Origin of the sequence: Microbacterium sp., from assembly GCF_003248605.1 — a bacterium.
Lineage (GTDB): Bacteria > Actinomycetota > Actinomycetes > Actinomycetales > Microbacteriaceae > Microbacterium.
The window spans coordinates 68,730-90,572 of sequence record NZ_QFPF01000009.1 but is presented as its reverse complement, the minus strand read 5'-3'; the positions used below and the strand labels follow the sequence as shown (position 1 = coordinate 90,572).

General features: G+C 71.5%; 24 protein-coding genes and 1 tRNA gene. 12 read left to right on the top strand and 13 right to left on the bottom strand.

Translation table 11 applies throughout. The features are described from left to right. Nucleotides 1-72 precede the first annotated feature (72 nt). Nucleotides 73-918 (bottom strand): transglutaminase family protein, encoded by an 846-nt coding sequence (locus DI573_RS02845; protein ID WP_292810420.1) that lies wholly within the window; start codon nucleotides 916-918, stop codon nucleotides 73-75. Between the two features lie 91 nt (nucleotides 919-1,009). Between DI573_RS02845 and DI573_RS02840 the strand changes: the two genes are divergently transcribed. Both DI573_RS02840 and DI573_RS02835 read left to right on the top strand, forming a co-directional pair. After that, on the top strand, nucleotides 1,010-1,828 hold the full coding sequence (locus DI573_RS02840) for an SGNH/GDSL hydrolase family protein (protein WP_292810418.1): 819 nt from the start codon (nucleotides 1,010-1,012) through the stop codon (nucleotides 1,826-1,828). A 51-nt stretch (nucleotides 1,829-1,879) separates the two neighbouring features. After that, a complete protein-coding gene (locus DI573_RS02835; RefSeq protein WP_292810416.1) occupies nucleotides 1,880-2,092 on the top strand; it encodes a three-helix bundle dimerization domain-containing protein in 213 nt (70 codons plus the stop codon). On the opposite strand, the gene DI573_RS02830 is transcribed toward DI573_RS02835, so the two are convergent. From DI573_RS02830 to DI573_RS02790, 9 genes are all read right to left on the bottom strand, one after another. After that, nucleotides 2,085-3,329, bottom strand: a complete 1,245-nt coding sequence (locus DI573_RS02830) for an MFS transporter (RefSeq protein ID WP_292810414.1) — start codon at nucleotides 3,327-3,329, stop codon at nucleotides 2,085-2,087. The genes DI573_RS02835 and DI573_RS02830 overlap by 8 nt on opposite strands. After that, the gene (locus tag DI573_RS02825) at nucleotides 3,326-3,676 is read right to left on the bottom strand and encodes a metalloregulator ArsR/SmtB family transcription factor (protein ID WP_292810412.1); all 351 of its coding nucleotides are present in this window, start codon (nucleotides 3,674-3,676) and stop codon (nucleotides 3,326-3,328) included. Before DI573_RS02825 ends, DI573_RS02830 begins: the two co-directional genes overlap by 4 nt. A gap of 238 nt (nucleotides 3,677-3,914) precedes the next feature. After that, nucleotides 3,915-3,990: transfer RNA gene (locus DI573_RS02820), tRNA-Arg, on the bottom strand. Nucleotides 3,991-4,042: 52 nt separating this feature from the next. Beyond that, the gene (locus DI573_RS02815; protein WP_292810409.1) at nucleotides 4,043-5,077 is read right to left on the bottom strand and encodes a hypothetical protein; all 1,035 of its coding nucleotides are present in this window, start codon (nucleotides 5,075-5,077) and stop codon (nucleotides 4,043-4,045) included. After that, on the bottom strand, nucleotides 5,050-6,207 hold the full coding sequence (locus tag DI573_RS02810) for an ATP-binding protein (RefSeq protein WP_292810407.1): 1,158 nt from the start codon (nucleotides 6,205-6,207) through the stop codon (nucleotides 5,050-5,052). Before DI573_RS02810 ends, DI573_RS02815 begins: the two co-directional genes overlap by 28 nt. Next, nucleotides 6,204-6,854: a response regulator transcription factor gene (locus DI573_RS02805; RefSeq protein ID WP_292810405.1), complete on the bottom strand. Its 651-nt coding sequence runs from the start codon at nucleotides 6,852-6,854 to the stop codon at nucleotides 6,204-6,206. The genes DI573_RS02810 and DI573_RS02805 overlap by 4 nt, the downstream gene beginning before the upstream one ends. Nucleotides 6,855-7,064: 210 nt before the next feature. Beyond that, the gene (locus tag DI573_RS02800; protein ID WP_292810443.1) at nucleotides 7,065-7,928 is read right to left on the bottom strand and encodes a CPBP family intramembrane glutamic endopeptidase; all 864 of its coding nucleotides are present in this window, start codon (nucleotides 7,926-7,928) and stop codon (nucleotides 7,065-7,067) included. A gap of 11 nt (nucleotides 7,929-7,939) precedes the next feature. Beyond that, nucleotides 7,940-8,635 carry a tRNA (guanosine(46)-N7)-methyltransferase TrmB gene (gene trmB, locus DI573_RS02795; protein WP_292810441.1) on the bottom strand — a complete coding sequence of 232 codons (696 nt, stop codon included), beginning with the start codon at nucleotides 8,633-8,635 and terminating at the stop codon, nucleotides 7,940-7,942. 101 nt (nucleotides 8,636-8,736) lie between these two features. Further along, a complete protein-coding gene (locus DI573_RS02790) occupies nucleotides 8,737-9,576 on the bottom strand; it encodes a DUF3097 family protein (protein ID WP_292810403.1) in 840 nt (279 codons plus the stop codon). A 145-nt stretch (nucleotides 9,577-9,721) separates the two neighbouring features. On the opposite strand from DI573_RS02790, the gene DI573_RS02785 reads away from it, so the two are divergent. The 4 genes from DI573_RS02785 to DI573_RS02770 all read left to right on the top strand — a co-directional run bounded on the left by DI573_RS02785 (nucleotide 9,722) and on the right by DI573_RS02770 (nucleotide 13,958). Continuing rightward, nucleotides 9,722-11,785 (top strand): TPM domain-containing protein, encoded by a 2,064-nt coding sequence (locus DI573_RS02785; protein WP_292810401.1) that lies wholly within the window; start codon nucleotides 9,722-9,724, stop codon nucleotides 11,783-11,785. Between the two features lie 67 nt (nucleotides 11,786-11,852). Continuing rightward, nucleotides 11,853-12,605 carry a PspA/IM30 family protein gene (locus DI573_RS02780; protein ID WP_292810399.1) on the top strand — a complete coding sequence of 251 codons (753 nt, stop codon included), beginning with the start codon at nucleotides 11,853-11,855 and terminating at the stop codon, nucleotides 12,603-12,605. Between the two features lie 67 nt (nucleotides 12,606-12,672). Beyond that, nucleotides 12,673-13,500, top strand: a complete 828-nt coding sequence (locus DI573_RS02775; protein WP_292810397.1) for an arginase family protein — start codon at nucleotides 12,673-12,675, stop codon at nucleotides 13,498-13,500. Next, on the top strand, nucleotides 13,497-13,958 hold the full coding sequence (locus DI573_RS02770) for a Fe-S oxidoreductase (RefSeq protein ID WP_292810395.1): 462 nt from the start codon (nucleotides 13,497-13,499) through the stop codon (nucleotides 13,956-13,958). The genes DI573_RS02775 and DI573_RS02770 overlap by 4 nt, the downstream gene beginning before the upstream one ends. Here DI573_RS02770 and DI573_RS02765 read toward each other — a convergent pair. Genes DI573_RS02765 through DI573_RS02755 form a run of 3 tightly spaced genes read right to left on the bottom strand, consistent with a single transcriptional unit; the run spans nucleotide 13,945 to nucleotide 15,660 of the window. Then, complete coding sequence (locus DI573_RS02765; protein ID WP_292810393.1) at nucleotides 13,945-14,409, bottom strand: SIP domain-containing protein; 465 nt, start codon at nucleotides 14,407-14,409, stop codon at nucleotides 13,945-13,947. The two genes, DI573_RS02770 and DI573_RS02765, sit on opposite strands and share 14 nt — an antisense overlap. Before the next feature lie 58 nt (nucleotides 14,410-14,467). Continuing rightward, nucleotides 14,468-15,190 (bottom strand): tyrosine-protein phosphatase, encoded by a 723-nt coding sequence (locus DI573_RS02760; RefSeq protein WP_292810391.1) that lies wholly within the window; start codon nucleotides 15,188-15,190, stop codon nucleotides 14,468-14,470. Continuing rightward, the gene (locus DI573_RS02755) at nucleotides 15,187-15,660 is read right to left on the bottom strand and encodes a carboxymuconolactone decarboxylase family protein (protein ID WP_292810389.1); all 474 of its coding nucleotides are present in this window, start codon (nucleotides 15,658-15,660) and stop codon (nucleotides 15,187-15,189) included. The genes DI573_RS02760 and DI573_RS02755 overlap by 4 nt, the downstream gene beginning before the upstream one ends. A gap of 123 nt (nucleotides 15,661-15,783) precedes the next feature. Between DI573_RS02755 and DI573_RS02750 the strand changes: the two genes are divergently transcribed. The 6 genes from DI573_RS02750 to DI573_RS02725 all read left to right on the top strand — a co-directional run bounded on the left by DI573_RS02750 (nucleotide 15,784) and on the right by DI573_RS02725 (nucleotide 21,810). Further along, entirely contained in the window at nucleotides 15,784-16,704 is a 921-nt protein-coding gene (locus DI573_RS02750) for an alpha/beta hydrolase (RefSeq protein WP_292810387.1), read from the top strand. 155 nt (nucleotides 16,705-16,859) lie between these two features. Next, complete coding sequence (locus DI573_RS02745; RefSeq protein WP_292810385.1) at nucleotides 16,860-18,371, top strand: ABC transporter substrate-binding protein; 1,512 nt, start codon at nucleotides 16,860-16,862, stop codon at nucleotides 18,369-18,371. A gap of 1 nt (nucleotide 18,372) precedes the next feature. Further along, entirely contained in the window at nucleotides 18,373-19,323 is a 951-nt protein-coding gene (locus tag DI573_RS02740) for an ABC transporter permease (protein WP_292810382.1), read from the top strand. Next, nucleotides 19,320-20,204 (top strand): ABC transporter permease, encoded by an 885-nt coding sequence (locus DI573_RS02735; RefSeq protein ID WP_292810380.1) that lies wholly within the window; start codon nucleotides 19,320-19,322, stop codon nucleotides 20,202-20,204. The genes DI573_RS02740 and DI573_RS02735 overlap by 4 nt, the downstream gene beginning before the upstream one ends. Continuing rightward, nucleotides 20,201-21,004, top strand: coding sequence for an ABC transporter ATP-binding protein (locus DI573_RS02730; RefSeq protein WP_292810378.1), 804 nt, complete (start codon nucleotides 20,201-20,203; stop codon nucleotides 21,002-21,004). Before DI573_RS02735 ends, DI573_RS02730 begins: the two co-directional genes overlap by 4 nt. Beyond that, a complete protein-coding gene (locus tag DI573_RS02725) occupies nucleotides 21,001-21,810 on the top strand; it encodes an ATP-binding cassette domain-containing protein (RefSeq protein WP_292810376.1) in 810 nt (269 codons plus the stop codon). The genes DI573_RS02730 and DI573_RS02725 overlap by 4 nt, the downstream gene beginning before the upstream one ends. Nucleotides 21,811-21,843: the final 33 nt, after the last annotated feature.

The following is a 21,843-nucleotide window of genomic DNA, read 5'->3' as shown; positions in this document are numbered from 1 at the left end:
ACCGCCCCAGTCTAGTTCGCGGCCCCGCGGGCGCGGGAACTGCGGCCACGGTCGCTGAGCTCGTCGAAGCGATCAGGCCAGCTGCACCAGCGCGGTGAAGTCGTCGGGCTCGGATGCTGCGACCAGAGCCTCATCCGCGGTGCCGCGCTCGTGGCCCTCGGCGTCCGGCATCACCCACGCATCGACACGCATGCGCTCGAGCGCGACGTGCCCGCCGTGGAAGCTGAGGAAGGCGCAGTCGGCGGCGTCGCGGCCGGTCCCGATGCGCACGAGGGAGCGCCGGTCGGCGAGTCGGGTGGCGTCGATCACGTACCACGCCCCGTCGAGGTACGCCTCGGCCACGGCGTGGAAATCCATCGGCTCCAGGCCCGGCGCGTAGCAGGCCGCATAACGCGCGGGGACATCCATCGCACGCAGCAGGGCGATGACGACGTGCGCGTAGTCGCGGCACACCCCTTGACCGGTCATGAGCGTCGTCACCGCACTGTCGGTGCCGAGGCTCAGACCCGGGGTGTAGGTGATGCTCTGCTCGGCGAATCGCGTGACGGCCGTCAGCAGCTCGGCCCCCGACATCCCCTGGAACTGCCGACGGGCCTGCGTGAAGACTTCGTCGGACTGGCAGTACCGGCTCGGGCGCAGGTAGGTGATCGCCTCGAGGTCGCTCGTGTGGGCGGTGCCCGTGTGCCCGTCGATGATCGCGTCGTACCGCACCTGCAGGGGTCCGGCCTCGCCGAGCAGACGGTGCAGGCGGGTGCCGGACTGATCCACGATCTCGGTCGGGGTGTAGACGCGGTCGCCCTGCGTGAAGGTCAGCTGCTCGCTCGTAACGGGTACCTGCTGAGCCACGCTGAGGGAGAAGATGAGGTCGATCGAGGCCCCGAGTTCGAGGTCGAGTTCGGCGGTCACGATGCGCTGCACCGGGATATCCTCGCACGCCGCGGCGGCTGGTCGGGCCTTCCCCGAGGGCGCCGATGCGGGGGGCGCCCTCGGCATGACCTACCCTCGTTGCATGACCCCCACCCCGCGCTCGTCGAGCAGGCGACGCGTGCTCGCGTGGACCGTCGGCGCGGGCGCAGGCGCGGCCCTCCTCCTCACCGCCGTGCTGGGTGCGTGGCAGCCCTGGCGCGCGCCCCTCGCCGTCCCCGATGCGGGGTCCGCGGCGGGCGGCACCACGGCGGACGCACCGGCGCCCGACCCCCTCGTCCTGCCCGCCGACGCGAGCGTGCTCGTCTTCGGCGACTCGTGGACCCACGGCTCGGCGGCGACCGATCCCACCCGCGGCTACGCGTATGTGCTGGGCGAGCTCACCGGCTGGCAGAGCGTGGTGGACGGCGTGCGCGGCAGCGGGTATCTCAAGCCGGGCATCGACGGCCCGTCCTTCGGCGAGCGCATCGCCGCCCTCGATCCGACTCTGGACCCCGACCTCGTGATCGTGCAGGGCTCCATCAACGACCGACTGCTCGTCCCGGACGGGTATCGCGCGGCGGTGGACGCCGCCTGGGATGCCCTCGAGCGCATCTACCCGACAGCATCCATCGTCGTCCTGGGACCCGCGCCGCACGTGCTGCCCGTGGACTCGGGCACCGCGTCGATCGACGACGCCCTCGCGGGTGCCGCGGCCGCGCGCGGCTGGTGGTACATCTCGCCGCTCGATGAGGGATGGATCACCGAGATCAACTATCTCGACGTCATCGACACCGGCGCAGGTCGGAATCACCCCTCGACCGAGGGACACGCCTACCTCGCGGAGCGGCTCGCGCAGGCCCTGGGCGAGCGCACCGCGGTGACGGATGCCGCGGCCGACCCCGCGATCGACCTCGAGGGCTGAGCCCCGCCGGGGCCTGTAGACAGGCACCCGCGCCGGGGACATCCTTGACCCATGAGTCACCTTGATCCCGAGAGCGAGTACGAAGCCCTCATGCATGTCGTCGATCGGCTGCAGGCGCGGTACCCGCACCTGACGTCCGACGATCTGCGGGCGATGACCGTCGAGGCCTTCGAATCCTTCGATTCGGCCCACGTGCGCGACTTCGTGCCGGTACTGGTCGAGCGCCGTGTCGCCGAGCGCATCTCGGCGACACCCGTCACCTGATCTCGGACGGCGGACCCACGGCACGCTCGGGGCGGCTCGCTCGCGCCGCGGCGAGGGTGCCGAGCACCGCGATCGCGAGGAGCGCCGCGACGGCGGCCGACAGCATCCATGCGCCCGTCCAGCCGGCGAGCGGGTACGTCAGCAGAAAGCACGCGTGCGACAGCGAGAACTGGGCGGTGTAGACGAGGGTTCGATTCTGCTCCGTCGACGCTGCCAGGAGCAGCCGCGCCGACGGCGTGCTGATGAGCGATGTGCCGGCCCCGAGCAACGCCCAGACGAGCAGAAGGCACGCCCAGGCACCGTCGCCTCTCGGTGCGACGGCGGTGAAGGCGGCCGCGCCGGCGAGGGCCGCGACGACCGTCGCGCCACCGGCCAGCATCGGTCGGGTGACCCCCCATTTCTCGATGATCACCGGCACGACCAGCGCGACGCCGAGCGACCCCGCGCCGAAGGCGGCATACGTCAGCGCGAGCGCGCTGTCGTCGAGCAGAAGAAGCTCCTTCACGTAGACAACGGTGTTGACGAGGACGAGAGCCGTGCCCGAGGCCACCACGAGGTTCATCAGCAGGAGAAAGCGCAGGCTGCGCGACCGGGCGAACACCCGCACGCCCGCAAGAGTGCGCCCCCAGAATGTGGAGGAGGGCGAAACCGCCGCACGAGGCGGCACAGTCGTGAGCGCGACGATCACCGCCGAGACGGCGAAGCCGACCGCCGTCCCGACGAACAGATCGGAGAACGCGACGAACGAGAGCAACGCCGCCGCGAGGATCGGGCTGGCGATCGCCTCGAGGTCGTATGCGAGCCGCGAGAGCGAGAGCGCGCGTGTGTACTGAGATTCGTCGGCGAGGATCGCCGGGATCGTGGCCTGGAACGTGGGAGTGAAGGTCGCGGATGCACACTGCAGCACGAAGACGAGGACGTAGACCTGCCACACATCGTCGACGAAGGGCAGGCCGAGTGCCGCGAGCCCCCGCACGGTGTCGGCACCGATCAGCACAGCACGCGGCGACAGCCGCTCGGCGGCCGCCGCGGCGAGGGGCGCCACGCCCACGTAGGCGATCATCTTGATCGTGAGCGCCGTCCCGAGCACGCTCCCCGCCTCGCTGCCCGCGAGATCGAACGCGAGCAGACCGAGCGCGACGGTGAGCAGGCCTGTGCCCGTGAGGGCGATCGCCTGCGCCGTGAACAGGCGCCGATACGAGCGATTGCCGAGGACGGCGACCAGACCGCCGTTCATCGTTCGGCGTGATGCGCCGGAACCTCGTCGATCGCGTGCTCGGCCTGCAGCATCCCCTCGCGGACGACCCGCAACGCGTGCTCGTCGACGAGTGAGTAGAACGCCCGGTTCGCATCCTGGCGGACCGCCACCATGCGCGCCCAGCGCAGCTTCGCCAGGTGCTGGGACACGGCCGGCGCCGGACGGTCGACGATGTCGGCGATGTGGTTGACCGACAGTTCGCCATCCTGCAGCGCGAGCAGGATACGCACGCGAGTGGCATCCGAGAGCAGGCGGAAGACTTCGACCGCGACATCGACGTTCGGGCTGTCGGGCGGGATGCTGTGCTCCTGCGTATCTGCGTGCATGCGCAGACATTAGCATGGACGTGGTTCCGACCGGGGCGCCCGACCGCACCCGGAAGCACTCGCCTGTCGCAATGTGCGCATGCGCGGCGGTGAGACCCGCATGTCGCGACAGCGGAACCTCGCCCCGACGCGTGCGGCGCACGGGAGCCTCCCGATCGACGCCCGCGACGGACAGGAGCGCGGGGCGGAAGACGAAGGGGCCGCGAGGGCTGAACGCCCCGCGACCCCTCCGCATTATTGGTGCCCCCGACTGGAATCGAACCAGCGACCTTTGGTACCGGAAACCAACGCTCTATCCCCTGAGCTACGGAGGCGCACCGGTCGAGATTACCACCCGCGGAGCCGAGGCCCGAGCCGCGGCCCGGGTCAGAGAGCGGGGGCCACGCGCGGGATGTCGACCCGCACACCCCCCTCGGGCCCGCTCCCGCGGATCGTGGCGGCCTCGTCGCGATCGACCGGCAGCACCCGCACGATGATCTCCCCCGACTGCTGCGCGTCGAGCGCCTCGAGCACGGCGTCCTCGATCCGCGCCGCAAGCGCGGGGTCCTCGAGGGCGGCCGCGCTGTCATCCAGCAGCGTCACATCGACGCCGCGCTCGCGCGCACGGCGCGCCGCCTCCAGCACCGGCTCGGTGGCGAGGCCGTCCGCCCGCAGCCAATCCCGCAGCGTCGCCTCCAGCAGCCGCAGCCGATCGCGCTGCGCGTCGTCGATCGGCGCATCCGAGGCCAGCAGGTGCAGCGCGGGTTCGGCGAACGAGCGCAGCCGCTCGAGCCGCGCACGCTGCTCCTCGATGGCCGCGCGAGCCCCCTCCTGCGACCGGGCGCGCTCGCGCCCCGCGAGGTGGATGCGCTCGATCGTGCCCGCGGTGTTGCGCAGGTACAGCGCGAAGAACGTGCCCACGAGCAGCATCGCGGCGTGACGGATGACGAAGACGATGCCGAACCACACCGTCTCTCCGGAGGAGAGCGCCCACGCGACCGCCACGAACGTCATCAGGGCCATGCCGGTCCACGCGGCCCCAATCCGGCCGCGAAGAGCGAGGAAGAGCAGCACGGTGCCCGATGCACCCCAGAACCACGCCGACCATCCCGGCGCCCCGTCGGGCACGATGTTCCAGGCGGCGCACACGACCACCACGGTGAGGACGACGACCACCGCGGTCAGGCGCGCGGGGTAGGGATCCGGCGCCGGGATGAGCAGAAGTCCCGCCGCGACCGTCACCACAGCGACCGCGGCGAGCGCCACCGCCGGCGAGCGCACCTCGCCGAGCGTGGCGATCGCGTTGACGGCGTTGGTGAGGGTGAACAGGGCGAAGATCGCCCGCGCGCGCCAATCGGTCAGGCGCAGCATCCCGGACACGTCGACCGCGGTGATCAGCGATCGTCTGCTGCCTGCCAGCACAAGCGCACCTCCGTCCCGCGGCCGGGGGCGCTGTCGATGACCGCGCGGCCGCCCACCGCCCGCATGCGCTCGATGATGCTCACGCGCACGCCGAGGCGGTCGGGGGCGACCCGGCGCAGGGTGAATCCGCGTCCGTCGTCGCGCACGGAGATGGTCACCGAACCGCTCTCGATGCGCAGGCTCACCGACCGACGCGCGTCGCCGGCATGCTGGATGCTGTTGCGCATCGCCTCCGCGGAGGCCTCGATCAGCGCGGCGGCCGGGTCCACCGGCACGCAGGAGCCGGGGGTCACCACGACATCCCAGGTGAAGGCTGCATCCGCACCCGCCGTCGCGCCGGCGGAGCGCACCCGTGCGGCGACCTCCTCGCCCGCAAGGTCGGTGCCGTCGTCGGTGGGCTCGAGGGCGAGAAGGGTGGATCGGGCGACCTCGCGAAGATCGTCCCGAGAGGGGCCCGTTGCCCGCGATGCGGCCAGTAGCAACGAGAGCACGTGATCGTGGATCAGCGCATTGACGCGGGTGCGCTGCGCTCCCGCGCTGCTCTGCCGCGCCTCGCGGGCGGCCTCTTCACGCGCCGCGCGACCCGCGAGATCCAGGCTCGCTCCCGCTGAGGTGGACACCTGGATGATCGAGATCACGATGACGCTGAAGGTGAGGGCGAACAGCGCATCCTCCGCCGCACGGGACCACCCCATCTCCGGCGCGGCCAGGTAGCTCACGACCGCCGTCATGAGGGCCATGATCCCGAGGTAGAGCCACGCCGGCAGCGGCCGCCAGGCGATCGCGGCCGCGCTCGCCGCGATCGTGACCACGTCGTACGTCCAGGGCGCGGACGCGAGCTGCTCGGAGCCGCTCTGGAGCAGCGGGATCCAGATGGCGAGCGTCGTCGCGTATGCCAGGCAGTAGGCGGTCGCCACGATCCAGAGCAGCCGAGGCGGAGCGAACGAGCCGAGTGCGCCCAGCGCGACGGGCAGGAGAGCGCAGGCGAGATAGCCGAAGAGCGCCCACGGCGACCAGAGATCGAGCACCTGTCGCGCGGCTTCGTCGACGTCGATCAGCGTGTAGACGAGGGCCGCGACACCCAGCGACGTGTAGAGGATGCGCTGGATGCGCTCCGCGGCGGCTCTCACCCGATGTCCTCGATCAGGCGGTCTTCGGCCGCCCGGCGATACAGGTCGACCTTTGTCGGGGCCGGGCGTCCGGCCTTGGCGTACTTGCTGCGGATGCGGCTGATGTAGTTGGCCACCGTCGCCGGAGACAGCCCCGTGCGGAAGGCGACGGACTGCGCCTTCTCCCCCGCGGCGTACAACGCGAGCACCTCCCGTTCCCGGGGACTGAGTCCGGCATCCACCAGCTCAGGATCACCGTCGATCGCCGCGGCCCAGTCGACGGATGCGACAGATCTGCCCGCGATGGCGTCGGTCACCGCGGCACGGATCTCGTCTTCGGGTCGCGACTTGCGCACGATGCCGAGCACGTCGGCCCGGGCCGCCTGGCGCACGAGATCCGCGCTCTCACCCGAGGTGAGAACGAGCACGGGCACACCCGCATCGCGCAGCACGTGAACGTTGTCGGCGACGCTGGATCCGTCGCCCAGGCGCAGATCCAGGATCACGAGGGCGAACTCGCCGCCGAGCGAGAGCAGCTCTGCGACGGTCGGCGCGGTCTCGACCTCGTAGCCGTTGGCCCCGAGCACCTCCATCACCCCGACCGCGACCAGCCTGTGGTCCTCGACCAGCCCTATGCGAACGCGGTCTCCCGCCCCTGCCTGCGTCATGCCTCTCCCCCCGGAGCAACCGTCATGTGTGGTTAGAAGTACATCTATCGTGTTTTCGCCCCGAGCGGCTTGACTGAAGGAGCACACCGTGGTGGAGACACCGGTTTCCCGCGGTGTTTGTCTGAGTGGGGGCGGCGTACTGGGGGGCACGCCGCCCCCGCTACTCGGATCCGCGCAGCTCTTCGCGCCGCATCGGCTTCGCCGCCCGCATCAGATCAGGAACAGCGGCAGCAGGCCGGGATTGTGCGCGTGCACCAGGACCGCGAACACCACCGCGTCGAAGAGCAGGTGCACCGTGACGACGTAGGCCAGCGAATGGGTGCGCATGAAGATGAACCCCTGCAGCAGCGCGAACGGGATGGTCAGCACCGGACCCCAGGCCTGGTAGCCGAGCTCCCAGAGGAACGACACGAACACGATCGCCTGGAGGGCGTTCGCCTGCCAGAACGGAAAATGCCGTCGCAGCAGGGCCAGCACGGTGCAGATGAAGAAGAGCTCGTCCCAGATGCCGACCGCGCCGACGCCCACGAAGAGCCGCGCGATCAGCTCGGGCGTGTCGACGACGGGCCAATTCGTGTACACACCCGACGTGATGAAGTAGAACGGCAGGATCAGCCAGCCGAGCACGAGGACCAGCACGAGCCACGTCCATTGGAAGGTTGTCCATCGGCCGCCGCCCCGCCACGGGAACGAGATCGCCCGGTCGCGGAAGATGAAACGCGAGATCACGTAGGGCACGGCGACCGCCCCGCCGAGGGCGAGGGTGAAACGCAGCATCGCCAGGTTGTCGAGCTCCGCGTGCAGCGGGATGACGCTGACGATGACCTGCCCCAGGGCGATCAACGACAGGTCGCGCAGCAGGCTCGGCGGCCGCGCGCCGGTGACGACCGCCCCTGCGGCGGTGTCGGGCGCCGCCCCGCGCGGGAGGATCGCGGCGATCACGAGACCGACGATGAGCATCGCGTAGCCGACCCACCGCAGCTGCACGCCGAACAGCGCGACGGCGGCGGCGCACACCAGGAAGGCGGGGATCAGGCCGAGCGTCCACGCGGGCCGCGTCGCGACATCCGCCATCGCACGGGCGGTCACGCCGTCGCACCCGTCGCGTCCGCGCCCGGCGCCGTCACCGCGCGCCGGTAGGCGAGATCCCGGATCTCGCGTCCCGCGCGCAGGCCCTTGCGCTCGAACGCGGTCATGACGCGGCCCTCGAAGCGCGGAGCCCAGTCGCCCTCGAAGGCCCGCGTGAATCCGGGTGCCGCGTCGAGGACGGTGCGCATCTGCCGTGCGTAATCCGCCCAGTCGGTGGCGAGCCGCAGCATCCCGCCGCCGACGAGGGCGCGCGAGACGACCCCGGCGAACTCGTCCGTGACCAGACGCCGCTTGTTGTGCTTGGACTTGTGCCAGGGATCGGGGAAGAACACCCACACCTCGGCCAGCGACCCCGCCGGAAGGTAGCCGCCCAGCACCTCGGGCGCGTTCGCCTCCATCAGGCGGAGGTTGCGTGCGCCCTCGCGATCGGCGTCGAGCATGGTGCGCGCAAGTCCCGCGCGGAACACCTCGACGGCGAGGAAGTCCTCGTCCGGCCGTGTCAGGGCCGCGTGCACGATCGCGTGACCCTGGCCCGAGCCGATCTCGGCGATCAGCGGCGCGCTGCGCCCGTAGACGTGCGCGGGGTCGAGGCGCGCATGGGTGGCCACCGAGGTCGCGGCCTCGCCGCGGGGCACGTCGATCAGGTAGCGCGGCGAGAGCTCTGCCCAGGCGCGCTCCTGCCCGTCGGACATGCGGCCGCTGCGGCGGACGAACGAGACCGGCCGATCGCGGAAGACTCGGGTCTGGGGCTCGGCATCGCTCACCCCCTCAGGGTACGGGGCGGCGAGCGCGATCACGCCGTCACGAAGTCGATGAGCTCCTCGACGCGCCCGAGCAGTGCCGGCTCGAGGTCGCGGTAGCTGCTCACCGCGCCGAGCACGCGACGCCAGGCGCGCGCCGTGTCGGCCTGGTCGCGCGCGGGCCAGCCGAGTGCGCGGCAGACGCCCGTCTTCCAATCCGTGCCACGCGGCACCTCCGGCCAGGCCGCGATGCCGAGCGAGGCGGGCCGCACGCACTGCCAGACATCGACGAAGGGGTGTCCGACGATGAGGGTGTGCGCACCGTGCGGTCCGCGCGCGACGGCGCGGGCGATGCGCTCCTCCTTCGAACCCGGCACGAGGTGGTCGACGAGCACGCCGTAGCGGCGCTCCCGGGAGGGCGGCTCGGCATCGAGCAGCTGATCGAGCAGGTCGACGCCCTCGAGGTACTCGACGACGACGCCTTCGACCCGCAGGTCGTCGCCCCAGACCTTCTCGACGAGCTCCGCGTCGTGGCGCCCCTCGACGAGGATGCGGCTGGGGCGCGCCACGCGGGCGCGGGCATCGGCCACGGCGAACGATCCCGACGCGGTGCGACCGGCGACGGGGGTGGATGCCGGGGCCCGGGCGGGTGCCTCGAGCTGCACGAGCGCGCCCTCGACCATGAAGCCCGGACCGAGCGGGAACAGGCGGCGGCGGCCGTGCCGGTCCTCGAGCTCGACCTGCCCCGCACGCACCGACGTGATCGCACCGCACCACCCGTCGGCGGCGACTTCGACGACGAGGTCGCGCTCTGGGGGCACTCGGGGCACGGTCTTCGTCCTCGCCTCGCGCCACCCCGGGGCCAGCACGTCGGCGCCGTATCTGTCGTCCATCACGCTCCCTCCGCGGCGCTCAGCCTAGGCGCCGGCGGCGCCGTCTCGAGAGCGGCGCACCGGGATCGGGCGCCACCCTGTGAGAGCCCGATGAGCCTTGCGCGGGCGCCTATCGGGCATGCCGGGCGATGCATAGACTGGCGCGGTGGGTGTTTCCGGGGCCGTCGAACAGGGTGGCGCGGTGCGGAGCCTGAGCGCACGCGTCGCGCGTCGCGCGTCGGCCGTGCTCCTGACCGCCGCGGTGCTGTGGTCCGGCGCCGGCGCCGCCTCGGCCACCGATCCGATCGACCTCGGCACCGGGTACGTGACCGACGAGTCCGGGGTCATGAACGCGAGCGATCGGACGGCGGCCGACGATCGCCTGCAGCGGCTCTACGAGAACACGGGCGTCGATCTGTACGCCGCGATCGTCCCCGCTTTCACCGACCCCGCCGACAGCCAGCAGTGGGCCGATGAGGTCGCCGCACGTAACGGCCTGGGCCCCACGCAGTACCTCGTCGCGATCGCCACCGACTCTCGGCAGTACTACATCTCTGCGGATTCGTCGGGTCCCCTCTCCGAGGAGGACCTGCTCGCGATCGAGCAGGAGATGCGCCCGGCGCTCGGCGAGGACGACTGGGGCGGCGCGATCGTCGCCGCCGCGGACGGATTCGACGAACGACTGGGCGAGGGCACGAGCGGCGGCGGCGCGGGAGGCTGGTTCACCGGCATCCTGTGGGTGATCGTCATCGCCCTCGCGATCGGATTCGCCATCTGGCTGTTCGTGCGTTCGCGGCGCAAGAAGGCCGTCGCGGGGCCGAGTCCCGGCATCCCGGGTGCTCCCTCCAGCGCGCCGCAGGCGAGCATCGAAGAGCTGACCCGTCAGGCCGCGTCCGCCCTCGTCCAGACCGACGACGCCGTCAAGACGAGTGAGGAGGAGCTGGGCTTCGCGCGCGCGCAGTTCGGCGACGAGGCGACCGCGGACTTCGTGACCGCGGTTCAGGAGGCCAAGTCGGCCCTCGCCGAAGCCTTCTCGCTCAAGCAGCAGCTCGACGACGAGGTGCCCGATCAGGCGGAGCAGACCCGAGCCTGGACCGAACGCATCCTCGCGCTCTGCTCCGCAGCGAACGAGATGCTCGACGCCAAGGCCGAGGCGTTCGACGAGCTCCGTCGCCTCGAGCAGAACGCGCCCGAGGCACTCGCGCGCGTGCAGGTCGATCGCGCACGCGTCGCCGACGCGCTCGGCGACGCCGACATGACACTCGCCCGCCTCGCCCAGACCTACTCCCCCGACGCACTCGCGACCGTCGCCGACAACCCCGCGCAGGCGCGCACCCGCCTCGAGTTCGCCGACCAGCGGCTTGCCGAAGCGCAGAGTGATCTCGGCGCCGGCCGCGGCGGCGAGGCGGCCGTGGGCATCCGCGCCGCCGAAGACGCCGTCGCCCAGGCGGACCGACTCGAGCACGCGATCGACTCGCTCGCCGCCGACATGGTCGAGGGCGAGCGGCAAGCGGCCGCTCTGATCGCCGACATCGAGAGCGACATCGCCGCGGCGGGCGCTCTCCCCGACGAGAACGGGCACATCGCGGGAACGATCGCCGCGACGCGCGCACGTCTCGACGATGCGCGCGGCATGCTCGGTGAGCCCCCTCGTCATCCGCTCGCGGCTCTGCAGAGCCTGCAGGCGGCGAACGACCAGATCGACGCCGTCATCGCGGGTGTGCGCGACGCGCAGGCGCAGGCCCAGCGCGCGCGGCAGATGCTCGACCAGGCCCTCCTGCAGGCGCAGGCCCAGGTCACGGCGGCGGAGGACTACATCACGTCGCGACGCGGCGCGGTCGGCGCCGAGGCGCGCACGCGGCTCGCCGAGGCCGGCGCGACCCTCGTCCGCGCCCAGCAGCTGCCCCCGAGCGAGCCCGCGCAGGCGCTCGGGCAGGCCCAGCGCGCCCAGCAGCTCGCCGCCGGCGCCATCCAGCTCGCCCAGGCCGATGTGGGCGCGTTCGAGACGACGTCGCGGGGCTCGTCCGGCGGTGGCGGCATGATGGGCGCCGTCCTCGGCGGCATCGTCCTCAATTCCCTCCTCGGCGGCGGGAGCGGTCGCTCCGGCGGCGGCTTCGGAGGAATGCTCGGCGGCGGCGCGCGCGGAGGGGGCGGCCGCGGGGGAGGATTCCGTCCGGGCAGCTTCGGCGGCGGCGGCACCCGGGGTCGCCGCGGAGGCGGCCGCTTCTGACCTGAGCGCCGACCGGCCGGACGTGCACGGCGCATCAACCCACGACATCCACAGAAAGGCACACATGATGGCAAAACAATCCATCTTCGGACGCATCTCGACCCTCGTGCGGGCGAACATCAACGCGATGATCGACCAGGCTGAGGATCCGCAGAAGATGCTCGACCAGCTCGTGCGGGACTACACCAACAACATCGCCGACGCCGAAGCCGCGATCGCCGAGACCATCGGCAACCTGCGCCTGCTCGAGCGCGACCACCAGGAAGACATCCAGGCCGCCGGCGAGTGGGGCAACAAGGCCATCGCCGCCAGCCGCAAGGCCGACGAGCTGCGGCAGGCGGGCAACACCGCCGACGCCGACAAGTTCGACAACCTCGCCAAGATCGCTCTGCAGCGCCAGATCGGCGAGGAGAACGACGCCAAGGCCGCCGCTCCCCAGATCGCCGCCCAGACCGAGGTCGTCGAAAAGCTCAAAGACGGCCTCAACGGCATGAAGCAGAAGCTCGAGCAGCTCAAGGCCAAGCGCAGCGAGCTGCTGGCGCGTGCCAAGGTCGCCGAGGCGCAGAACAAGGTGCACGATGCCGTGAAGTCGGTCAACGTGCTGGACCCCACGAGCGAGCTCGGTCGCTTCGAAGACAAGATCCGCCGTCAGGAAGCCCTCGCGGCAGGCAAGGCGGAGCTGGCCGCGTCGAGCATCGACGCACAGTTCGAGAGCCTCGAGGACGTCGGCGAGCTCACCGAGGTCGAGGCGCGCCTGGCCGCGCTGAAGTCGGGCGGCGCCCCCGCCCCCGCCGCGATCACGGGCGGAACGACCTCCTGACGAGGTTCTCCCCGATGCCCCGGCGCGGCCCTGTGCCGCCCGGGGCATCGCCGATCGAAGGAGTCCGATGACCAGATTCGTCGTCGTGCCGCAGTGGCAGGGGTCGGCGGCGTCGCGCGCCATGCGGCTCATCGACGGCGCACACGCGGTCGCCGGCGATCTGCCGCGCGCCGCGACGACCATCGTCGACGTTCCCCTCGAGGCCGGCGAGGAGCTCGGCACCGGGGTGCGCCGGTGGGGCTCGCTGCGACGCTCGATCCGGGCCCAGCTCGAGGCCGGGCGCGCCCCGGCCGGCGAGCGCACCGTCAGCATCGGCGGCGACGCGGGCGTCGCGGCGACGGCCGCGCGTGCGGCGGTGACCGATACCGCGCACACCGGCTCGGAACGGATCGTCGTGGTGTGGTTCGCTGCGCACCCGGGCCTGCACGACACGTCGTCTGCTCCCGGAGGTGCCTACGAGAGCATGGCGGCCCGCGCGGTGATCGACGCCGTCGTGCCGCAGGATCTCCCCGGCGCCGATCTGCCTGCGTCGCAGCTCATCCTCGCCGGCGCGCGCGCGATCGACCCGCACGAACTCGACGTCGCGTCGCGGCTCGGTGTCGCCGTCCAGCAGGACGTCGATCCCGACGCACTCGGTGCGGCGGTGGTCGCACTGGCGCCCTCGGCCGTCTTCGTGCACGTCGCCCTGGACGTGCTCGATCCCGCCGTGATCACCGGCATCCCCGCCCCCGAGCCCTTCGGGGTGGATGTCGCGGCACTGACTCGAGCGATCGCCGCTGTCGGCGCGGCGGCGCCGCTGGTCGGCGGCGCACTCACGGGGTTCGCGCCGGCCTCTCCTGAGGCGGCCGTGGACGATCTGGGCGCTATCCTGCGCATCGTGGGTGCGCTCGCATGAGCCCGCTGACCCCGCCGCCGGGGTGGCGCGAGGCCGCCGACCGTGCCGTGCGCCGGGGCACTCGCATCGACCGCCTGATCCCCGCGGTGCTGCTGGATTCTCCGATCAGCCGAGCGGGCTATGTGTACGGCACGACGATCGGCTGGATCTGGGGATCGCTGTGGAGCACGGGGCGGGTGGAGCGCCGCGGAGGCCTCTGGGTGTTCCGTGGGCTGCCCGCGTGGGCGTTTCCCCGCGGCGGCGTCTGCGTCGGCGGCTGCTTCCTCACGGGTACCGCGCCCGTCACGCCGAGCCTCCTGCGCCACGAGGCCGTACACGCCCGGCAATGGCGCCGGTACGGTTTCCTGATGCCCCTGCTCTATACGGTGGCGGGGCGCAACCCCCTGAAGAACCGCTTCGAGATCGAGGCGGGGCTGGAGGACGGGCGCTATCTGCGCCGCGGCGTCAGCGGGCGGTGAGCAGCCCGAAGCGCTCGGGAGTGTGGATCGTCTCGCGCGCGACGTTGCGGCGCTCGACGAGGTGGTCGACGATGTCGGCCGTGCCGAGGAACCCGCCCAGCAGGAAGACGCGGGTCTGATCGCCCTCGTCGCACATCATCTCGTCGGCCCAGGCGGTCACGGCGCGCGCGAGTGCGGCACCCGCGGGGCACAGGCGGCCGGTACCGGGTTCTCCGGACCGGGCCGAACGATCGAGCCAGGCCACCGTCATGCGGGCGGGCGCCGAGATGCGCCCGATGAACGACGCATCCGGAACCTCGACGAACACGCGACCCGTCGAGCACAGCGGCAGTGTGGCCAGCAGTGCCTCGAGATCGGCCAGCGAGTTCTCGTCGGCGGTGATCAGGTGCGAGACGCGCGAGTGCCGCGGTGCGCGGCAGGCGGCGTCGTTGTGTGCGATCTCGTTCGACATGGCACCCTCAGTATACCCAAGGCAAGGCACACCTAACCTCACTCGCCGACATCTGCCGTCACGACGACGGCGCCACCAGCACCCGCCGAAGCTCCGCGATCTCGTCGTCGGCCAGTCCGTGCGCGCGCAGGAACTCCACGGGCGCGCCGTAGCGCTCCGTCAGCTCAGACATGAGCGCGGACATGACCGGGGCCGGCGACCGCGTGGCGAGCTCCTCGATCCGCGTGGCGTCGGGATGGACCGAACGGATCCGGCGCACCACCTCGCGGTTGCGCGCCTCGGGGAGCATCCGTTCCGTGCGGGCGTAGTCGGCGACCACCGCATCGAGATCGACGCCGGCGGCCAGCAGGGTCAGCGCGACGGTCACCCCCGTGCGATCCTTGCCCACCGTGCAGTGCACGAGCACCGGCTGCACGCCGATCACGCCGCGCACCACATCGACCACGCGGTCGGCCGAGTCGTCGATCATCGAGCGATACAGCTCGTCGAGTCCCACATCACGCTGGAAGAACGACCCGACCGAACCGTGGAACAGCGGGACGCGGATCGTTTCGGGGCCCTCTCCGACGATGCTCGGCGCCCGCACGACCTCCTCGTCGTCGCGCAGGTCGATGATCCGTCGCAGCGCGAGCCCGCGCAGCGCTTCGAGCCCCCGCTCATCGACCGTCGCGAGGTTGCCCGAGCGGAACAGCATCCCGTGCCGGGTCACCCCGCTGCCCGCGGGCAGCCCCCCGGTGTCGCGGAAGTTCAGCGCGCCCGAGATCAGCGTGAGGTCACTCACGAATCCTGTTCCTCCCGCGGCGGGACCGGATAGCGACCTGCGATCGCGACACGGTTGAAGGCGTTGATCGACACGCTCAGCCAGCTGATCGCTGTGTACTCCTTCTCGGTCAGCACAGCGCCGACACGGTCGTAGACGTCGTCGGAGACTCCCCCGTCGTGGATGAAGGTGAAGGCCTCGGCAAGCTCCAGCGCGGCGCGCTCACGCTCGGAGAAGACACCGGACTCGCGCCAGACGGGCAGCTGCGAGATGTCGTCGACGCCGACACCTGCGGTGAGACCGCGGTCGACGTGGATGCGCACGCAGAACGCGCAGCCGTTGAGCTGGGAGACGTGCAGCAGGACGAGCTCGCGCAGCCGGGCATCGATGCCGTTGCTCCGTGCGATCGCGCCGACGGCCTTGGAGAAGGCGTCGAGGGCGCGGTAGGCCTCGGGCTCGGAGCGGGAGAGGTGCACGCGCGACTCGCTCATACGCCCACCCTAACGACGCGCGGCGCACGCGGGCCCGGACGATTGGCGCAGACCGGGCGACGCGGTTCACAATGCCGGTGGGGGCCCACGCAGGCGACCGCACACCGAGCGAAGGATGCCGAGATGACCGATGCCCCGGACGAGTTCTCGTTCCTGGCCGAACAGGCTCGCGACGCGGGCGTCGAGGGTTCCCTTCCCCGCGTCCGCCGTCTCACGACGGAGGCGGCGGGGCGCGGCGCGATCAGCGCCCTCGCGTGGGGCGACGCTCCCCCGGCCATCACGCTGCTGCACGGCGCGGGCCTGAACGCCCACACCTGGGACGTGACGGTTCTCGCATCCGGGATGCCGGCACTCGCGATCGACCTGCCCGGGCACGGGGACTCGGCCTGGCGCGCCGACGCCGACTACCGTGCGCGCGTCATCGCCCCCGATGTCGCGGCGGCCATCGAGACATGGACCGAGGGGCCGCAGCTGCTCGTCGGCCACTCCCTCGGCGGCCTGACCGCCGCAGCGGTCGCGGCCCTGCGCCCCGACCTCGTGTCGCGTCTCGTGATCATCGACATCACCCCGGGCATCGATCCCGCCGCCGGACCCTCGCAGATCCGGCGGTTCTTCGCCGGGCCGACCGATTTCGCCTCCCGCGACGACCTCGTCGAGCGCGCGCTCGCCTTCGGTCTCGGCGGGTCGCGTCGCGCCGCCGAACGCGGGGTGTTCCTCAACTCCCGCGTCCGCCCCGACGGGCGGGTCGAATGGAAGCATCACTTCGCCCATCTCGCAGCAGCTGCCCTCGCGGTGCCGTCCGGGGCGGCAGTGCAGGCACCGGCGCCCGCACTGTCCGAGGGTGGCTGGGACGACCTGGCCGCCACCACCGCGCCCGTGACCCTCCTCCGCGGCGAACGCGGGTACGTCACACCCGAGGACGCCCGCGAGTTCGCGCGGCGTGTGCCGACGGCATCCATCGAGACGCTGCCCGCCGGCCACAATGTGCAGGAGGAGATGCCCGGCGCGCTGGGGGCGAGGATCCGCACCCTCGCGACGGCGTAGGGAAGACGCGCGATCGATATCGCGTTGAGTGGCAGGGGTGACGCGACCCGCCGCCCGCCGCCGCATAGGCTGGATGATCGCAGCCGTTCGCACACGCACGGACGCGGATCTTCACACAGCAGTCGGATGCCGCGGCCTCTCCGAAAGGAACCCCCATGCTCCGCCGTCCTGCACTCCTGGGCGTCGCCGGCCTCGCCGCGCTCGCCCTGGCCCTCGTTTCGTGCACGGCCGGCGAGACCGACCCCACCCCCACGGCCACGGGGGCGCCCGACACGGACGCGTCGGTGATCGTGCGTCTCGTGCTCGAGCCGAGCAACCTCGACATCCGCACCACCTCCGGCGCGGCGCTCGATCAGATCCTCATCGACAACGTCTATCAGGGTCTCGTCTCGCGAACGCCCGACCAGCAGATCGTGCCGACGCTTGCGAGCGACTACACCGTGTCGGATGACGGCCTGACCTACACCTTCACGGTGCGAGAGGGCGTGACCTTCCACGACGGCCAGCCGCTCACCCCGCAGGATGTCGTCACCTCGATCCAGGCGGTGCGGGACGACCCCGAATTCGTCGACTCCTCGCGCCTGGCGAAGGTGAGCGCCATCACCGCGAACGGCCAGGATGTCGTCCTCACCCTGTCCGAGCCCGACTCCCGGCTGCTGTGGACCCTCTCCGGGCGCGCGGGTCTCGTCTTCAAGGAGGGCGACACGACTGAGCGTGCGACGGACGCGAACGGCACGGGACCGTTCCTCCTGACCAGCTGGCGCCAGGGCGACAGCATCACCTTCGTGCGCAACGACGCATACTGGGGCGACCCCGCGGCCTCCGCCGAGGTCGTGTTCGACTACATCCCCGACCCCACGGCGGCCCTGAACGCGGCCCTTGCGGGCGAGGTCGACGTACTCACCGGTTTCGATGCGACCCTCGCCGACCAGGTGGAGGCGAACGGCGACTTCGCCCTCGTGACGGGACAGTCGACCGACAAGGGCACGCTGGCGATGAACAGCCGCCAGGCGCCGCTCGATGACATCCGCGTGCGCGAGGCGATCCGCCGCGCCATCGACCACGACGCGATCATCGAGGCGCTCGGGGCCGGGCAGACCATGTACGGCCCGATCCCCGAGCTCGACCCCGGATACGAGGATCTCTCCGACCTCGTGCCCTACGACCCCGAGGGTGCGCGCGAGCTGCTCGCCGAAGCCGGCGCCGAGGACCTCGAGCTGACCCTCACGATCCCCTCGTTCTACACCACCACGATCCCGCAGATCCTGATCTCGCAGCTCGGCGACGTGGGCATCGAGCTGGAGGTCGACTCGGTCGAGTTCGCCGCATGGCTGCAGGATGTCTACACCAATCAGGACTACGACCTCAGTTTCGTGCTCCACACGGAGTCGCGCGACTTCGAGAACTGGGCCGATCCGGACTACTACTTCACCTACGACAACGCCGAGGTGCAGGAGCTGTACGCGCAGTCCCTCGTCGCCGTCGACGAGGAGGAGGCGGCCGAGCTGCTGGCCGAGGCCGCGCGCATCGTCTCGGAGGACATGGCCGCGGACTGGCTCTACAACGGCGCGTCCGTGCTCGCGGTGGGCTCGGACGTCGTCGGCATGCCGTCGGTGAACGTCAACGAGCGCCTGAACGTCGCGGGGCTCGGCAAGCTCAGCGACTGACGTGATCCGTTACGCCGCGACCCGCACGGCCCTCCTGATCGTGGGGCTTCTGGTCGCGAGCGTGCTGATCTTCGTGACACTGCGCGTGCTGCCCGGCGATGTCGCCCAGATGATCGCGGGCACGCAGGGCACCCCCGAACAGGTCGCCGCCATCCGCGTGCGTCTGGGTCTGGATCGCCCTCTCGTGGTGCAGTACCTCGACTGGATCGGCGGAGTTCTGCGGGGCGACCTCGGCACCTCGTTCCTCACCGGGTCATCGGTGGCCGATGAGCTGTGGCAGAAGGCGCAGGTGACGGTGCCGCTGGGACTGCTGGCGCTGCTGATCGCGATGCTGATCGCGCTGCCGCTCGGTGTGCTCGCGGCCATGCGGCGCGGCCGGGCCGGCGCGACCGGACTGAGCGTCGGGGCCCAGACACTCGCTGCCGTGCCGGTCGTCTGGGCCGGGATGCTGGGTGTCGTCGTCTTCGCGGTGTGGCTGGGCTGGCTCCCGGCCCAGGGATTTCCGCGGGCGGGATGGGATGATCCCGCCGCCGCCGTGCGCGCGCTGGTGCTCCCCGCGCTCACGATCGGCGTCATCGAGGGGGCGATGCTCATGCGATTCGTGCGCAGCGCGACGCTGCAGGCCGTCGGCCAGGATTACGTGCGCACCGCCGCGGCGAAGGGCCTCACCCGAGATCAAGCGCTCGTCCGGCACGGGCTGCCGAACGTCGCACTCTCGGTGATCACCGTCCTCGCGCTTCAGGTGGCCGGCATCATCGTGGGCTCGGTCGTCATCGAGCAGCTCTTCGCGCTGCCGGGGATCGGACGCATGCTGGTGACGGATGTCGGGGCCCGCGACCTCGAGAAGGTCCAGGGAGAGCTGCTGGTGCTGACCGGCTTCGTCCTGGTGCTCGGGTTCGTCGTCGATCTCGTGCACCGTGCACTGGACCCGCGACTGCGGGAGGCGGCATGAGAGCGCGGTGGCTGTCGCGCCTGTGGAATCTGTCGACGGGTCGGTTCGGGCTGCTCGTGGTGGCCGCCATCGGTCTCACCGCCCTCGTCTCGCTGATCTGGACTCCCTTCGACCCGCAGCGGGTGGACATCGCCGCGCGCTGGTCCGCGCCGGGGTGGCCGCACCTGCTCGGAACCGACAACACCGGCCGCGACATCCTCAGCATGCTCATGGCGGGCGCCCGCACCACCGTCGCGGTCGCCGCGGGTGCGGGCGCCGTCGCCACGCTCGTGGGCCTCGCCCTCGCCGCGGCCGGCGCGCTGGCCGCGCGCTGGGTGCGCGAATCGGTCGCCGTGCTCGTGGACATCCTGATCGCCTTTCCCGTGCTGCTGATCGCGATGATGATCTCGTCGGTGTGGGGCGGGTCGCTCTGGGTCGTCGTGTGGGCGGTGGGTATCGGGTTCGGGGTCAACATCGCCCGCGTCACGCGCCCGGAGCTGCGCCGCGTCCTGCACAGCGACTTCGTGCTCGCGGGACGCGCGGCCGGCCTCACGCCGTCGCAGAATCTCCTCCGTCATCTGCTGCCGAACGTCGCGCCGGTCTTCATCGTGCAGCTGTCGTGGTCGATGGCCGTCGCCGTGCTGGCCGAGGCGGGGCTGTCCTACCTCGGGTTCGGTGCGTCCGTCACCGAACCGTCGTGGGGGCGACTGCTGGCAGACCTGCAGAGCTACATCCAGGTCTACCCGCTCTCGGTGCTCACGCCCGGCCTCGTGATCACGGTGACCGTGCTCGGCCTGAACCTGTTGGGCGACGCCGTTCGCGAGGCGACCGACCCGACCCTCCGGGACGCCCGCGGAGCCGCGCGAGAGGCGCGCGCACACACCCCGGCGGTGGTCTCGTGAGCCTGGAGGTGCGCGACCTGAGTGTCGACGTCGCCGGGCGACGGGTCGTCGACGGCGTCTCCTTCGACGTACCCGACGGCGCACGCGTGGGTCTGATCGGCGAGTCGGGGTCGGGGAAGTCCCTGACCGCGCTGGCGATCCTGGGCCTGCTGCCGGAAGGCGCCACCGCATCGGGCAGCGTGCGCTGGGATGGACGCGAGCTGATCGGGCTGTCCGAGCGCGAACTCGCGGCGATACGCGGCGACCAGATCGGAATCGTGTTCCAGGAGCCCCGCACCGCGCTGAATCCCATTCGCCCGGTGGGTCGTCAGATCGCGGAGTCGATCCGCATCCACGAACGGGTCTCACGCCGTACCGCGAACGATCGGGCCCTCGCGCAGGCCCGGCGGGTGAGCCTTCCCGGCCCCGAGCACATCGTCTCGCGCTATCCCCACCAGCTCTCCGGCGGCCAGCGCCAACGCGTCGCCATCGCCATGGCGCTCGCCTGCCGGCCTCGGCTGCTCATCGCCGATGAGCCGACGACGGCGCTCGATGTCACCATCCAGGCCGACGTGCTCGACCTGCTCACGCAACTCGTGCGCGACGACCGGATGTCGCTGGTCTTCATCACCCACGATCTCGCCGTCCTCGCCCGGATCGCGACGCACGGCGTCGTGCTCGAGCACGGACGGGTCGCCGAGGACGCCCCCGTCGCCGACCTGCTCTCGCGACCGGTCTCCCCCGTGACGCAGGGACTTCTGCGTGACGCGACGGCGACGCTCTGGCGGTCGGCCGATCGCCGGGACGGCGGTGCACCGTGAGTTCCGGCATCCTGCTCCAGGCGCGGGGCCTGACGCGCGTGCACACGCTGCCCCGAGACTCGCTCATCGGGCGGCGACGCACGGCGACCGCCCTGGTCGACGCGGATGTCGATGTGCGCGAGGGCGAGGCGGTCGGCGTGATCGGCGAGTCCGGGTCGGGCAAGTCCACGCTGGTGCGGCTGGCGCTCGCCCTGGACCTGCCGACGTCGGGAACCGTGTCCTTCGACGGGCGCCCCGTCGACGCCCGGGCCTCCGCTCGGTCGCTGCATTGGCTGCGCCGGCAGACGGGGATCGTGTTCCAGGACCCGTACGCCTCGCTGGACCCCCGGATGAGCGTGGGACGCATCGTCGGCGAGCCGCTGTGGGCCCTGGACATCGAGGGCGACCGCCGAGCGCGCGTGCGCGAGGTGCTCGATCAGGTCGGGCTCGAGCCGTCGATGGCGGAACGCTTTCCGCACGAGTTCTCCGGGGGCCAGCGTCAGCGCATCGCAATCGCGCGTGCGATCGTGCACCGCCCACGCCTGCTGGTGGGCGACGAACCGCTCTCCGCCCTCGATGTGACGGTCCGCGCCCAGATCCTCGAGCTGCTGCGCGAGCTGCGGCGGCGGACGGGGATGGCGCTGCTGATGGTGTCGCACGACATCGGCGTCGTGCAGAATCTCTGCGACACCGTCGTCGTGATGAAGGACGGCCGCATCGTCGAGGAGGGGCCCACCGAACGCGTGCTGCTGGAGCCGCAGGTGGCGTACACCAGACGCCTGCTGGATTCGATCCCCACCATCGATCCCGCCTCGCCGCTCGACTGAGGGCGGCCGCGCCGCCACGGTCGATGTCGGGTA

Bases quoted from the DNA above. Each gene is read 5' to 3' on its own strand.
- DI573_RS02840 (WP_292810418.1), top strand. From the start codon at position 1,010: ATGACCCCCACCCCGCGCTCGTCGAGCAGGCGACGCGTGCTCGCGTGG.
- DI573_RS02835 (WP_292810416.1), top strand. From the start codon at position 1,880: ATGAGTCACCTTGATCCCGAGAGCGAGTACGAAGCCCTCATGCATGTC.
- DI573_RS02830 (WP_292810414.1), bottom strand. From the start codon at position 3,329: ATGAACGGCGGTCTGGTCGCCGTCCTCGGCAATCGCTCGTATCGGCGC.
- DI573_RS02825 (WP_292810412.1), bottom strand. From the start codon at position 3,676: ATGCACGCAGATACGCAGGAGCACAGCATCCCGCCCGACAGCCCGAAC.
- DI573_RS02805 (WP_292810405.1), bottom strand. From the start codon at position 6,854: ATGACGCAGGCAGGGGCGGGAGACCGCGTTCGCATAGGGCTGGTCGAG.
- DI573_RS02800 (WP_292810443.1), bottom strand. From the start codon at position 7,928: ATGGCGGATGTCGCGACGCGGCCCGCGTGGACGCTCGGCCTGATCCCC.
- trmB (WP_292810441.1), bottom strand. From the start codon at position 8,635: ATGTCCGACGGGCAGGAGCGCGCCTGGGCAGAGCTCTCGCCGCGCTAC.
- DI573_RS02790 (WP_292810403.1), bottom strand. From the start codon at position 9,576: ATGGACGACAGATACGGCGCCGACGTGCTGGCCCCGGGGTGGCGCGAG.
- DI573_RS02780 (WP_292810399.1), top strand. From the start codon at position 11,853: ATGGCAAAACAATCCATCTTCGGACGCATCTCGACCCTCGTGCGGGCG.
- DI573_RS02775 (WP_292810397.1), top strand. From the start codon at position 12,673: ATGACCAGATTCGTCGTCGTGCCGCAGTGGCAGGGGTCGGCGGCGTCG.
- DI573_RS02770 (WP_292810395.1), top strand. From the start codon at position 13,497: ATGAGCCCGCTGACCCCGCCGCCGGGGTGGCGCGAGGCCGCCGACCGT.
- DI573_RS02765 (WP_292810393.1), bottom strand. From the start codon at position 14,409: ATGTCGAACGAGATCGCACACAACGACGCCGCCTGCCGCGCACCGCGG.
- DI573_RS02755 (WP_292810389.1), bottom strand. From the start codon at position 15,660: ATGAGCGAGTCGCGCGTGCACCTCTCCCGCTCCGAGCCCGAGGCCTAC.
- DI573_RS02750 (WP_292810387.1), top strand. From the start codon at position 15,784: ATGACCGATGCCCCGGACGAGTTCTCGTTCCTGGCCGAACAGGCTCGC.
- DI573_RS02745 (WP_292810385.1), top strand. From the start codon at position 16,860: ATGCTCCGCCGTCCTGCACTCCTGGGCGTCGCCGGCCTCGCCGCGCTC.
- DI573_RS02735 (WP_292810380.1), top strand. From the start codon at position 19,320: ATGAGAGCGCGGTGGCTGTCGCGCCTGTGGAATCTGTCGACGGGTCGG.